Raw genomic sequence first — 12,268 nt, forward strand, 5'->3', positions numbered from 1 at the left:
CGTGAAACGACTTTGCGCCGATGATAGTGCTGCAACCAGTGTGAAAGTAGGTTATCGTCAGGCTAGTTATAAAGAAAAAGCCCGCTAGTGAACTAGCGGGCTTTTTTTCGTCTTGATCAAAACCCCACCAGGGCAAGGATCCGCAATGCGGATCCCGCGGTGGGGTTTTTTGCGTTTTGAGTCCTCTTCATCGTGGAAGCAGAATCGGCACCATGGCCGGCTTTCGCTCTCAATTGCAGGTCTATGGCCAAAGGGTAATTTGCAGGAGCTTGCTCCAGAGGACATCCCAGTACATATACTGGCTCTTCATGCAACCACCTTTCGATCCCATGAATACTGCTCGACCTTCTACCTTGTTACGGTATGCCGTTTGCGCCAGCCTCATGTTCTCCCAGGCGGCTTTCGCTTATTCCCTGCCGGCCGGCTGCAATATGAACGAACAGCCGAAGTTGCCGATCACTATTACCGACGACATGCGACCGGTCGGGAAGGCGACGATCAACGGCACCGCCGTTCCTGTCATGCTGAGCACCGGTGCGGCGGAATCCGTCGTATTCAACAGGAAGACACTGGATCGTCTGGGCGTCGCGGTGCGCGGTTCGACGAGCAAGATGTCTGCCGACGACGAGCGCAATCCAAAGGGCGTCGATATCGTGCGCGAGGTCACGCATGCCCTCATCAAGGAGTTTTCTTTTGGCGTGGCCAGCGCAAAAGACAGCACCTACATGGTCGAGGACTTCATGGACGATACCTTCGCAGTGAGGATGGGCGCCGGCACCCTCCTGCAAACGGATCTCGAGATTGCCCTGGACGCCGGCTACATGAAACCTTTCAAGCCGAGCGGCTGCATCCGGGCGCATCTGGCTTATTGGGATCCACAAGCCGTGCCGGTCCTGGCCTGGCACGATCCATGGAAGCGCGAGCCCCGGCTCGTGTTCAATGTCCGTATCGGAGGCACCGACCTGCGCGCCCTGCTGTCGACAGCGACCCCGTATTCCTACCTGCCCAAGGCCACGGCTGAACGGCTGGGATTGACGGCGAACTCGCCTGGCGCCGTGCGCGAGGATCCGCTGCCCGGACACGAAGCCGATAACCCGGTGTGGAAAGTCTCGGTGCCCTCGACCTCGATCGGCGCCCTGGAAGTCAAGGACATGGACCTGCGCCTGATGGACCTGCCGCATTCGGGCGAGATCCTGGTGCTGGGGGCGGATTTCCTGCACCGCCATCGCGTCTATATCGCCACCAGCCAAAAGCAGATCTACTTCTCTCCCATCACGTCGCCGCGAACCATCAAACGCGGTGAGGTGAAGGTGATCCCGCAAATCATCAACTGAACTGCGGCCGCGCCCGGCTCGCCCGATCCCTCGCGATGAACAAGAAGGGGAGGGGCCGCGGCGCTCGGCGGGGTAAGCTTATCTGCCCGACTTAACTGCCTGATATTGAATAAACGCCTGCCCGGACTACACTCAATAAGCTTCGCCTGATCCGGGGGCTGACATGAACATCCACATCACCTCGTCGCTGCGGCGTGTCGCCGCGGCGCTGCTTCTGGCCGCCGGGCTCGGAGGCTGTGCCGTATATGGGCCGCCCTATGCCTACGACGCCGGCTATCCAGGCTATGGCTATCCAACCTATGTCGGCCCGCCCATCGCCCTGGACCTGGGATTCGGCTATTACAGGGGTCATGGGAACTACCGCAACCACCATCACCATGGCTGGCGTCATGGCGGTGGGGGACACCATCGCGGCGGCTGGGGACATCATCGCGGCGGCCACGGCCGGCATGGACGGCACTGAACGGGCAGCACCTGGAGCAGCCTAGCTGCCGAGCGGCTGGGCCACCGGCTCGGCTTCCTTGGCCTTCACCTGGCCGCGGCTGATGCTGTCGCCGTCGTTGCGGCGCAGCCGCCAGAAGATCGCTGACGACACCAGGGTCATCACCGCCAGGATGCCGAAACCGTGGTGCAGGGCCTGGGACACCAGCACGCGGTTGTCCTGCGCCACCGGCCCGAGGAACCAGGCCGTCACGATCGATCCGGTCGCCAGGCCGAAACTCATCGACAGCTGCTGGAAGGAGCTCGACATCGTGCTTGCCATGCTGGTGTCGTTCGGTTCAATGTCGGCATAGGCCAGCGTGTTCATGCTGGAGAACTGCAGAGAATTGAAGAAGCCCTGCGCCAGGCTGATGGCGACGATCACGTAAAAGGGCGTGCCCGGCCCCACCAGCGTGAACATGGCGATCGTCACGCCGATCAGCACCGTATTCACGGTCAACACCTGGCGGTAGCCGAAGCGCGCCAGCAACCTGGGCGCAAACATCTTCATGCCCATCGCGGCCGCGGCTGCCGGCATCATCAACAGGCCCGACTGCCAGGCCGGCAGCCCGAGCCCCAGCTGGTAGAGCAGCGGCAGCAGGAAGGGCAGGCCGCCGACGCCGAGACGGGTGAAGAATCCGCCCGCCACCGAGATGCGGAAGGTGCGCACCTTGAACAGGGTCAGCCGCAGCAGCGGGTGCTTGATGCGAAGCGCATGCCAGGCGTAACTGGCCAGCAGCGCCAGCGACAGGGCCAGCAGCAGTCCGCCCGTCACGGCATCGAGCGTGTGCTCGCCGAATACTTCCAGCAGCCAGGACAGGATGGCCGTGCCGCTGCTGAACAGCACCAGGCCGATCAGGTCGAGCGGGCGTTTCTCATGGCCCTGGTAATCCGGCATGTGCTTCCAGACCAGGTAGAGCGCCACCAGCCCCACCGGCACGTTGACGAAAAAGATCACGCGCCAGGAGGTCCAGTGGACGATCAGTCCGCCGATGGTCGGCCCGAGCAGCGGCCCGATCAGCGCCGGGATGATCACGAAATTCATGGCGCCGAGCAGTTCGTTCTTGGGAAAGGTGCGCACGATCGCCAGCCGTCCGACCGGCATCATCATCGCGCCACCCAGCCCCTGCAGCAGGCGCGCGGCCGTCATCATGGGGGCGGTGGGCGCCAGCCCGCACAGCACCGAGGCGACGGTAAAGATCGAGATCGCAATGAAGAAGACGCGGCGGGTGCCGAAGCGGTCGGCCATCCAGCCGCTGAGCGGGATGCCGACGGCCAGGCCGAGGATATAGCTGGTAACGACCGACTTCAGGCTCAGCGGCGTGACCTGCAGGCTGGCCGCGATGCTGGGAATGGCGGTATTGACGATGGTGGCGTCGAGCTGCTCCATGAACAGGGCAGTCGCCACCAGCCATGGCAGGTAGCGTTTGATCGTGCTGGGGTCAGTCAATCTGGCCTCGTGATGCTTGCAGGCCGGACGGCCCTCCTGGCCCGATTCTTACATAAATCGCAGCAGGGCCGTGTTCAGCACCGCGTCGGGTGGCCCGCTCAGAAGCGGTAGGCCGCCTTGACGGTTACCCAGTTCGCGCCGCCATTCGGGCGCTTGATGCTGGCGTTCGAGTAGTGCTGGAACCGCAGGCCGAGATCCCATTTGGGGGTGGTATAGCCCACGCCGACGTGGTCGCCGAACTGGAAGGCGGTGGACAGTTCCTTGTCGCGGTTCTTGTACAGGCTGGAGAACAGGTTCACGCCGATACCGGCTTCGGCATACAGGCCAAGCTTGCTGTCGGCCTGGTAGCGCAGCACCGGCGTGAAGCCGATGACGGCAATGTTCTTTTCCTGGCCGGGCACGTTGCGGTAAGCATCCAGCTGCCACAGCGCGAGGCTGCCTTCCCAGTAGCCCGACAGGTGGCGGCCGCTGCCGGCGAACCAGCGCTGCTGCCAGTCCTTTTGCGCGGCGGCGCGGAACATGCGCTGCTGCGGATTGGTGCCCACCTCGAAGGAGGCGGAATCAACAAATCCCTCGGCAGCGTGGCCAGCCTGGGCGAAGACTACGGCGGCCAAGCTGGCTGCAACGGTGGCCAATTTCTTCAAAGTGCGCATAAACCGCTTTCTTAACGAGGTAGAAATATTGTGGAATGCGTTATTGTACTAGCGTGAACAATACGGTGCTGGCCGCCACCCGGTTCGTGGCGCGGTATGATAGACCTTCCGCAAAACGCATCCTTTATTTGCCCAATCCGCATGACTGAACCGATCTCCACGCCGCTCTACCCGCTTGCCCACCCGACCCAGCAGCAGATGGCGCCCGTCACGCTGCCGCATGACCCGGTGGCGGACCACATCGCCCAACACCTCGGCCGCATCGACACTGTTTTCCACGACACTGTCGCCGACCCGGTCCAGGTCGATATCCACGTGGTGCCGGCCAATGCGCAGACGCCCTTCCTGCGGCTGGTGACCTCGGGCATGAGCAGCCGCCCGATGACCGTGCCCGAAGGCGCGCCGCCGTATGCCGAGCTGATGATGGCCCTGCCCGCGGACTGGAAGCTCGATGCGCAATCGGTGCAGGACGAGCGCTGGTACTGGCCGGTCGCCCTGCTGCGCCACCTGGCCCATTACCCGCACCAGCATGCCACCTGGCTTGGCCTCGGCCACACGGTGCCGAACGGCAGCCCGGCCAAGCCTTATGCCAAGGGCGTCGAGTTCACCGGTGCGATCCTGCTGCCGCCGGCCTCGGCGCCGGAAGCCTTTGCCTCGCTGTCGCAGGATGGCAAGGACATTTATTTCCATTGCGTCGTGCCGCTGTACGAGGCCGAGCTGAACCTCGTGAAGCGCAAGGGCTTCCCGGAACTGCTCGATGCATTCAACGAGAAGGGTGTGACCGACCTCGTTGTCCCGGGCCGCAAGAACACCGTCAAGAAATTCCTCGGCCTGTTCTGATGACGACCATCGCCTTCCTCGGCATTGGCCTGATGGGAAGGCCGATGGCAAGCCGCCTGGCGCAGGCGGGCTTTACTGTGCGCGCGTGGAACCGGACCTTTGCCAAGGCCGAGGCCGTGCGCGAGGCCGGTGCCCAGCCGGTGGCTGAGTTGTTCGAGGCGGTGCAGGGCGCGCAGGTGGTCATTTCCATGCTGGAGGCGGGGCAGGTGATGGGCGAGGTGATCGCAGCCGCCTTGCCCGCGCTGGCGCCGGGCACGCTGTGGATCGACATGAGCTCGACTCGGCACGATGAGGCGCTGGCATTTCACGCGGCCTTGTCGGCACAGGGCTGCCGCTTTCTCGATGCGCCCGTGTCGGGCGGTGTCAGTGGGGCGGAAGCGGGGACGCTGGCGATCATGGTGGGGGGAGAGGAGGCGGATTTTGACCAAATGGCAAACATCCTGGCCGTCATGGGGACGCCACAACGGGTCGGTCCGGTGGGCAGTGGGCAGGTGGCCAAGCTGTGCAATCAACTGATCGTCGGCGCCACCTTGAACGTGGTGGCGGAGGCGCTGCTGCTGGCCCAGGCGGCCGGGGCGGACCCGGTAGCCGTGCGCGAGGCGATCCGCGGCGGCTTTGCGGGCAGCCGCATCCTCGAGGTGCATGGGCAGCGCATGCTGGACCGGAATTTCATGCCGGGCGGGCAGGTGAAGAGCCAGTTAAAGGATTTGCGCAATGTGCTGGTGGCGGCGGGGGCGGCTGGGTTGACGCTGCCTGTGGCGGAGCTGGTGACGCGGAGGTATGAGTCGATCGAAACGCAGCTACCTACGGCCGATCACGCAGCCGCGCTATTGGCGCTTGAAAAGCTGAACCCGGGAATCCGGCTGGGAAGCGGGAAGGACACGCTCCCGTAGGGTGGGCAAGTTCCTTGCCCGCGCGTTCAACCAGCGGATGAGCAGCCGAACGGCCAGCATTACCGTGATTTGAACGCGCGGGGGTTCGTCATTCCGGGCATTGCCCGAAATAACCCCGCCCACCCTACGAAAAGCGGCAACGGTTGAGTCGTAGAAAAATCACGCCACCGGCAAAAAAGCGGCAACGGTTGCGTCGCAGGACAATCACGCCCCCGGCAAACTCATCTCCACCAGCTTCACCCAATAACTCGCCCCAATCGGCAGCAAATTGTCATTGAAGTCATAGCTCGTGTTATGCAACTGGCACGGCCCGAGCCCATGCCCGCCGGCGCGGTGCGATCCCTCACCGTTACCGATGAACACATAGCAGCCCGGCTTCTCCTGCAGCATGAATGCGAAATCTTCCGCCCCCATGGTCGGCTCGACCTGCGTATCGACCCGCTCCGCCCCCACCACCGCGCGCATCGCCTCCACCGCAAACGCCGTCTGCTCCGCATGGTTGATCAGCGGCGGGTAATTGCGCTTGAAGTTGAAGTCGACCGAGGCATTGAAGGCCGCCGCAACACCTGAGGCGATCTCTTCCATGCGGCGCTGGATCAAGTCCAGCACGCCGGTCGAGAAGGTGCGCACGGTGCCGATCAGCTCGGCTTCGTCGGGAATGACATTGGTGGCGCTGCCCGCGTGGATTTGCGTGATCGACAGCACCGCCGACTCGAGCGGATTCTTTTCGCGCGAGACGATGGTCTGCCAGGCCTGGGCGATCTGCACCGCCACCATCACCGGATCGATGCCGCGATGCGGTTGCGCCGCATGGCAGCCCTTGCCGCGCACGACCACGCGGAACTCGTTACTGGATGCCATCATCGGCCCCGCAACCACGCCGAAATTCCCCTCCGGGATGCCCGGCCAGTTATGCATGCCGTACACCGCCTCCATCGGGAACTGCTCGAACAGGCCGTCCTCCATCATGCGGCGCGCGCCGCCACCGCCTTCTTCCGCGGGCTGGAAGATCAGGTAGACGGTGCCGTCGAAATTGCGGTGCTGCGCCAGGTGGTGGGCGGCGCCGAGCAGCATGGCGGTGTGGCCATCGTGGCCGCAGGCGTGCATCTTGCCGGCATGGCGCGAGGTATGCGCGAAGGCATTCGTCTCCTGCATCGGCAGCGCATCCATGTCGGCGCGCAGGCCGATCGCACGCTTTGATGCACCGTGCTTGATGATTCCGACAACACCGGTCACGCCCAGCCCGCGCACGACCGGGATGCCCCATTCCGTCAGGCGCGCCGCCACCACGTCGGCGGTGCGTACTTCTTCGTAACAGAGCTCCGGATGCGCATGCAGGTCGCGCCGGATCTCCTGCAGTTCCGGTTGAAAGGCAAGGATAGGTTCCATAAGTTTCATTTGTGTCTCCGTTTTTTGTCATGCTGGCATTGCACACTTTGAACTATTGTAGCCTGCCTCAAACAGAGGGTGAAAGAGGGGGCACGGGGAGGGCGGGAATCGTATAAAGTATTGGTTTCACGAAGCATTTTCCCGTCCATGTCCGTCACCCAAGTCCGCGCTGCCTGCCCCCACGATTGCCCCGATACCTGTGCGATCCTCGTCACCGTCGATAAGGGCGTGGCGACTGAAGTGAAGGGCGATCCGGAGCATCCGACGACGCAGGGCGTCCTGTGCACCAAGGTGGCGCGCTATGTGGAGCGCACCTATCACCCCGATCGCGTGCTGTACCCGATGCGCCGCATCGGCCGCAAGGGCGAGGGCAGGTTCGAACGCATCACGTGGGTTGAGGCAATCGACGAGATCGCTGTTCGCTTGGGCGAGATCGCTTCCCGCGACCCGCAAGCGATTCTGCCGTACAGCTATGCAGGCACAATGGGACTCGTCCAGGGCGACTCCATGTCTTTGCGGTTCTTCAACAAACTCGGCGCTTCGCTGCTTGACCGTACCATCTGCGCGACAGCTGGTGCGACCGGCTACAAGTACACCATCGGCAGCTCGATCGGCACCGACATCGAACAGTTCCAGGATGCGAAGCTGATCCTGATCTGGGGCGGCAACCCGATTGCCTCGAACCTGCACCTCTGGATGCGCGTGCAGGAAGCCAAGCGCCGCGGCGCGAAGCTCATCGCGATCGATCCCTACCGCTCGCTCACCGCAGAGAAGTGCCACCAGCACATTGCCCTGTTGCCAGGTACGGACGCCGCGCTGGCGCTGGGCATGATGCACGTGCTGATCCAGGAAGACCTGGTCGACCACGACTACATCGCCAATTACACGCTCGGCTACGACGAGCTCAAGGCGCGTGCCCTGGAGTGGACGCCGGAACGCACCGCCGAAACCTGTGGCATCACGGTCGACGAAGTGGTTGGGCTGGCGCGCCTGTACGGCCAGTCCGCACGCAGCGGCGAGGGCACCGCGATCCGCATGAACTACGGCCTGCAGCGCGTGCGCGGCGGCGGCATGGCGGTGCGGAACATCGCCTGCCTACCGGCCCTGGTCGGCGCATGGCGCCATCCGGCCGGCGGCGTGCAATTGTCGACCTCGGGCTCCTTCCCGACCAACCGTCCGGCCCTGCAGCGCCCGGACCTGCTGGCCGGCCGCGCCCCACGCACCATCAACATGACCACCATCGGCGACGACCTGCTGCAGGAAGCTTCCCCGGGTTTCGGCCCGAAGATCGAAGCCGTCATCGTCTACAACGCCAACCCGCTGGCGATCGCACCCGATTCCGCACGGGTAGCGCAAGGTTTCGAGCGCGAAGACCTGTTCACCGTCGTGCTCGAGCACTTCCATACCGACAGCGCCGACTATGCCGACATCCTGCTGCCGGCCACTACCCAGCTCGAACACGTCGATGCCCACCTGGCCTACGGCCACCTGTACATGATGGCGAATAACGCCGCCATCGAGCCGATCGGCGAAGCGAAACCGAACACCGAATTCTTCCGCCTGCTGGCCGCGCGCATGGGTTTTGATGACCCATGCTTCCGCGAGACCGATGACGAACTGGCCGCGCAGGCCTTCGACAAGAAGCATGAGCGCGCCGTGCACTTCGACTGGGAGTCCCTGAAAAAAAAGGGCTGGCAGAAGCTGGCCATGCCGGACGCGCCGTTTGCCGAAGGCGGCTTCCCGACCCCGTCGGGCAAGTGCGAATTTTATTCAAGCAGCATGGCGCGCGACGGACTCGATCCACTCCCGACCTATATTCCGCCGTATGAATCGGCCGCCTCCAATCCGGAGCTGGCACGGAAGTACCCGCTGGCGATGATCTCGCCACCGGCCCGCAACTTCCTGAACTCGACGTTTGTGAACGTGCAGAGTTTGCGCGCAACCGAGGGCGAGCCGCACCTCGACATCCACCCGAATGACGCCGCCCGCCGCGGCATCGCTCACGGCGAGATGGCGCGTATCTTCAACGACCGCGGCTCATTCGTTGCCCGTGCACGCGTCACCGACAAGGCGCGCGAAGGGCTGGTAGTGGGCTTGTCGATCTGGTGGAAGAAACTCGCCAGCGACGGCAAGAACGCAAACGAAGTGACCAGCCAGCGATTGACCGACATGGGCAGGGCGCCAACCTTCTACGACACCCTGGTGCAGGTTGAAAAAGCCTCACCTTCAACGCGAGATGAAAACCTCTAGATTTTCCCAGGCCTTCCGGCCATTCATGGGGGCCGCAGCCGCGGCCCTGATGTTGTCAAGCTGCTCATCCCTCAACTACTACTCCCAGGCCGCCCAGGGCCAGCTCGAACTGCTGGCCGATTCCCGCCCGATCGATGACTGGCTGGCCGATCCCCGCACCGCCACTCCCCTGCGCCACCGGCTCGAGACGGCGCGCCAGATCCGCCGCTTCGCCATCCAGGAACTGAAACTGCCCGATAACGGCAGCTATACCCATTTCACCAAGCTGGAACGCCCCTACGTGCTGTGGAACGTGGTCGCCACGCCCGAGCTGTCGCTGAAACCCATGCAGTGGTGCTTCCCGGTGGCCGGCTGCGTGAACTACCGCGGCTACTACAGCAAGCAGGATGCGCAGGCCTATGCGAAGGAGCTGCGCGCCCAGGGAAATGACGTGGAAGTGGGCGGCGTCAGCGCCTATTCGACCCTGGGCTGGTTCAGCGACCCGCTGATCTCGACCTTCATCAACTACCCCGACGCCGAACTGGCGCGCCTGATCTTCCACGAACTGGCGCACCAGGTGGTGTACGTGCAGGGTGACTCGAAGTTCAACGAATCCTTCGCCAGCGCGGTGGAGGCGGCTGGCGTCGAAGGCTGGCTGGAACGCTTCGGCAACCCGATGATGACCGAAGCCTTCGAGCGTTACACGCTGCGCAAGAAGGATTTCATGGCGCTGCTGGTGCGCTACCGTGGCGAGCTGGAAAAGACCTATGCCAGCAAGATGAGCCGCGACGAGAAGCGCGCCTCGAAGGGGCGCCTGTTCGTGGCGCTGAAGGACGATTACCAGGTGCTCAAGGCGAACTGGGGCGGCTATGCCGGCTACGACCGCTTCTTCGCCGAGCCGCTGTCGAACGCCCACCTGGCCTCGATCGCCACCTATAACGACTTCGTGCCGGCCTTCCGCGCGCTGCTGCGCAAGGAGCGCACCTGGCCCGCGTTCTACAAGTCGGTCAACCAGCTTGCAAAGCTCGACAAAGCCGATCGCCACCGCGTGCTGAAGAACCTGGCGGCGCCGGCGGCCACCAGTCCGCTGGTCGTGCAGCGCAGCATGGGGGGCGCCAAGATAGAGGACGCGTTCCAAAAGCCATAAAAGAGCTTGCGCGCATTGTCGCTGCCCGATAGCATCACATTGAAGCGATAGCAAAGGCGCAAGCTTCGCGCGCGCGTATGCAAAGGACATCAAGATCCCTGCTGCGCACCGCGGCCGCTCGACCACAACGATAACTATTTCGAGACAGAGGCATCCTGATGGACAAAAATTGGCTGAAGTCGTACCCCCCGAACGTACCTGCTGAGATCAATCCGGACCAGTACAAGTCGCTGGTGCACATGCTGGATGAATCGTTCAGCAAGTACGCCGACCGCAACGCCTACGTTTGCATGGACAAGTTCCTGACCTACGGCGAACTGGATGCCTACTCGAAGAAGCTGGCCGGCTGGCTGCAAAGCCGCGGCATGCAGCCTGGCGCGCGCGTCGCCATCATGATGCCGAACGTGCTGCAGTACCCGATCGCGATCGCGGCCGTGCTGCGCGCCGGCTTTACGGTGGTGAACGTGAACCCGCTGTACACGCCGCGCGAGCTCGAGCACCAGATCACCGACTCGGGCAGCGAAGCGATCATCGTGCTCGAGAACTTCGCGCACACCGTGCAGCAGGTGATGAGCAAGACCCCGCTGAAGCACGTGGTGGTGGCAAGCATGGGCGAGATGCTGGGCGGCGCCAAGGGCATGCTGGTCAATTTCGTGGTCCGCAACGTCAAGAAGATGGTGCCGGAGTTCTCGCTGCCGAACATGGTGCGCTTCAAGGACGCCCTGGCGCAGGGCGCCAAGATGCCGTTCACCCCGGCCGCGCCGGATGCGTCGGAGGTCGCCTTCCTGCAGTACACCGGCGGCACTACCGGCGTGTCGAAGGGCGCCGCGCTCACGCACCGCAACGTGATCGCCAACGTGCTGCAGACCGAAGCCTGGGCCAAGCCGGCGATGGGCGATGTGGGCAACGGCGAGCAGACCGTGATCGTCTGCGCCCTGCCGCTGTACCACATCTTCGCGCTGACGGCCTGCGCGATGTGGGGCATGCGCACCGGCTCGCTGAACGTCCTGATCGTGAATCCGCGCGACATCCCGGCCTTCATCAAGGAGCTCGGCAAGTACAAGATCAACATGCTGCCGGCGGTGAACACGCTGTACAACGCGCTGGTCAACCACCCGGACTTCGCCAGCCTGGACTTCTCGGGCCTGAAGATCTGCAACGGCGGCGGCATGGCGGTGCAGAAGGCCGTCAACGACAAGTGGAAGCAGATCACCGGCACCAGCATCATCGAAGGCTACGGCCTGTCGGAGACCTCGCCGGTGGCTACCTGCAACCGCGCCGACGTCAAGGAATTCACCGGCACGATCGGCCTGCCGGTCCCGTCCACCGACATCGCGATCCTGGATGACGAAGGCAAGCCGATGGCGCTCGGCCAGATCGGCGAGATCGCGATCCGCGGCCCGCAGGTGATGGCGGGCTACTGGAACCGCCCGGACGAAACGGCCAAGGTCATGACGCCGGACGGCTTCTTCAAGTCGGGCGACGTCGGCATCATGGACGAGCAGGGCTATGTGAAAATCGTCGACCGCAAGAAGGACATGATCCTGGTCTCGGGCTTCAACGTCTACCCGAACGAACTGGAAGGCGTGATCGCCGGGCATCCGGGCGTGCTCGAATGCGCCGTGATCGGCGTGCCGGACGAGCATTCCGGCGAAGCGGTGAAGGTCTTCGTGGTCAAGAAAGACCCGAACCTCACCGCCGAGCAGCTGATGGACTACTGCAAGCAGCAGTTCACCGGCTACAAGAAACCGAAATACATCGAGTTCCGCGACGAGCTGCCGAAGACGAACGTCGGCAAGATCCTGCGGCGTGCGCTGCGCGACGAAAAGCAGCCTGCGCAGACGGCATAAGCA

Annotated in this window: 10 protein-coding genes; 7 read left to right on the plus strand and 3 right to left on the minus strand. The window is 63.5% G+C overall.

The genetic code is table 11. From position 1 onward, the window contains the following. Window positions 1–383 precede the first annotated feature (383 nt). Both HGB41_RS21860 and HGB41_RS21865 read left to right on the plus strand, forming a co-directional pair. A complete protein-coding gene (locus tag HGB41_RS21860; protein WP_212761061.1) occupies window positions 384–1,334 on the plus strand; it encodes an aspartyl protease family protein in 951 nt (316 codons plus the stop codon). A 163-nt stretch (window positions 1,335–1,497) separates the two neighbouring features. Then, window positions 1,498–1,797 (plus strand): hypothetical protein, encoded by a 300-nt coding sequence (locus tag HGB41_RS21865; RefSeq protein ID WP_171088427.1) that lies wholly within the window; start codon window positions 1,498–1,500, stop codon window positions 1,795–1,797. A gap of 21 nt (window positions 1,798–1,818) precedes the next feature. Here HGB41_RS21865 and HGB41_RS21870 read toward each other — a convergent pair whose 3' ends face one another. Together HGB41_RS21870 and HGB41_RS21875 are read right to left on the minus strand one after the other, a co-directional pair. After that, a complete protein-coding gene (locus tag HGB41_RS21870; protein ID WP_229423169.1) occupies window positions 1,819–3,264 on the minus strand; it encodes a DHA2 family efflux MFS transporter permease subunit in 1,446 nt (481 codons plus the stop codon). 98 nt (window positions 3,265–3,362) lie between these two features. Further along, window positions 3,363–3,917, minus strand: a complete 555-nt coding sequence (locus tag HGB41_RS21875; RefSeq protein WP_171088428.1) for an acyloxyacyl hydrolase — start codon at window positions 3,915–3,917, stop codon at window positions 3,363–3,365. Between the two features lie 141 nt (window positions 3,918–4,058). Here HGB41_RS21875 and HGB41_RS21880 point away from each other — a divergent pair, with 141 nt between their 5' ends. Together HGB41_RS21880 and HGB41_RS21885 are read left to right on the plus strand one after the other, a co-directional pair. Continuing rightward, window positions 4,059–4,757, plus strand: coding sequence for a suppressor of fused domain protein (locus HGB41_RS21880; RefSeq protein WP_171088429.1), 699 nt, complete (start codon window positions 4,059–4,061; stop codon window positions 4,755–4,757). Next, window positions 4,757–5,650, plus strand: coding sequence for an NAD(P)-dependent oxidoreductase (locus HGB41_RS21885; RefSeq protein ID WP_171088430.1), 894 nt, complete (start codon window positions 4,757–4,759; stop codon window positions 5,648–5,650). Before HGB41_RS21880 ends, HGB41_RS21885 begins: the two co-directional genes overlap by 1 nt. A 204-nt stretch (window positions 5,651–5,854) precedes the next feature. On the opposite strand, the gene HGB41_RS21890 is transcribed toward HGB41_RS21885, so the two are convergent. Continuing rightward, on the minus strand, window positions 5,855–7,048 hold the full coding sequence (locus HGB41_RS21890) for a M20 aminoacylase family protein (RefSeq protein ID WP_171088431.1): 1,194 nt from the start codon (window positions 7,046–7,048) through the stop codon (window positions 5,855–5,857). A 138-nt stretch (window positions 7,049–7,186) separates the two neighbouring features. On the opposite strand from HGB41_RS21890, the gene HGB41_RS21895 reads away from it, so the two are divergent. The 3 genes from HGB41_RS21895 (at window position 7,187) to HGB41_RS21905 (ending at window position 12,265) form a co-directional block, all read left to right on the plus strand. Further along, the gene (locus HGB41_RS21895; RefSeq protein WP_171088432.1) at window positions 7,187–9,289 is read left to right on the plus strand and encodes a molybdopterin-containing oxidoreductase family protein; all 2,103 of its coding nucleotides are present in this window, start codon (window positions 7,187–7,189) and stop codon (window positions 9,287–9,289) included. Between the two features lie 25 nt (window positions 9,290–9,314). Further along, window positions 9,315–10,415 carry an aminopeptidase gene (locus tag HGB41_RS21900; protein ID WP_171088476.1) on the plus strand — a complete coding sequence of 367 codons (1,101 nt, stop codon included), beginning with the start codon at window positions 9,315–9,317 and terminating at the stop codon, window positions 10,413–10,415. Window positions 10,416–10,573: 158 nt separating this feature from the next. Then, complete coding sequence (locus HGB41_RS21905) at window positions 10,574–12,265, plus strand: long-chain-fatty-acid--CoA ligase (RefSeq protein WP_171088433.1); 1,692 nt, start codon at window positions 10,574–10,576, stop codon at window positions 12,263–12,265. Window positions 12,266–12,268 lie beyond the last annotated feature (3 nt).

The sequence above is a fragment of the Telluria aromaticivorans genome (assembly GCF_013003915.1).
In the GTDB taxonomy this organism is placed as follows: Bacteria; Pseudomonadota; Gammaproteobacteria; order Burkholderiales; family Burkholderiaceae_D; genus Telluria; species Telluria aromaticivorans.

Bases quoted from the DNA above. Each gene is read 5' to 3' on its own strand.
- HGB41_RS21860 (WP_212761061.1), top strand. From the start codon at position 384: ATGTTCTCCCAGGCGGCTTTCGCTTATTCCCTGCCGGCCGGCTGCAAT.
- HGB41_RS21865 (WP_171088427.1), top strand. From the start codon at position 1,498: ATGAACATCCACATCACCTCGTCGCTGCGGCGTGTCGCCGCGGCGCTG.
- HGB41_RS21875 (WP_171088428.1), bottom strand. From the start codon at position 3,917: ATGCGCACTTTGAAGAAATTGGCCACCGTTGCAGCCAGCTTGGCCGCC.
- HGB41_RS21880 (WP_171088429.1), top strand. From the start codon at position 4,059: ATGACTGAACCGATCTCCACGCCGCTCTACCCGCTTGCCCACCCGACC.
- HGB41_RS21885 (WP_171088430.1), top strand. From the start codon at position 4,757: ATGACGACCATCGCCTTCCTCGGCATTGGCCTGATGGGAAGGCCGATG.
- HGB41_RS21890 (WP_171088431.1), bottom strand. From the start codon at position 7,048: ATGAAACTTATGGAACCTATCCTTGCCTTTCAACCGGAACTGCAGGAG.
- HGB41_RS21895 (WP_171088432.1), top strand. From the start codon at position 7,187: ATGTCCGTCACCCAAGTCCGCGCTGCCTGCCCCCACGATTGCCCCGAT.
- HGB41_RS21900 (WP_171088476.1), top strand. From the start codon at position 9,315: ATGGGGGCCGCAGCCGCGGCCCTGATGTTGTCAAGCTGCTCATCCCTC.
- HGB41_RS21905 (WP_171088433.1), top strand. From the start codon at position 10,574: ATGGACAAAAATTGGCTGAAGTCGTACCCCCCGAACGTACCTGCTGAG.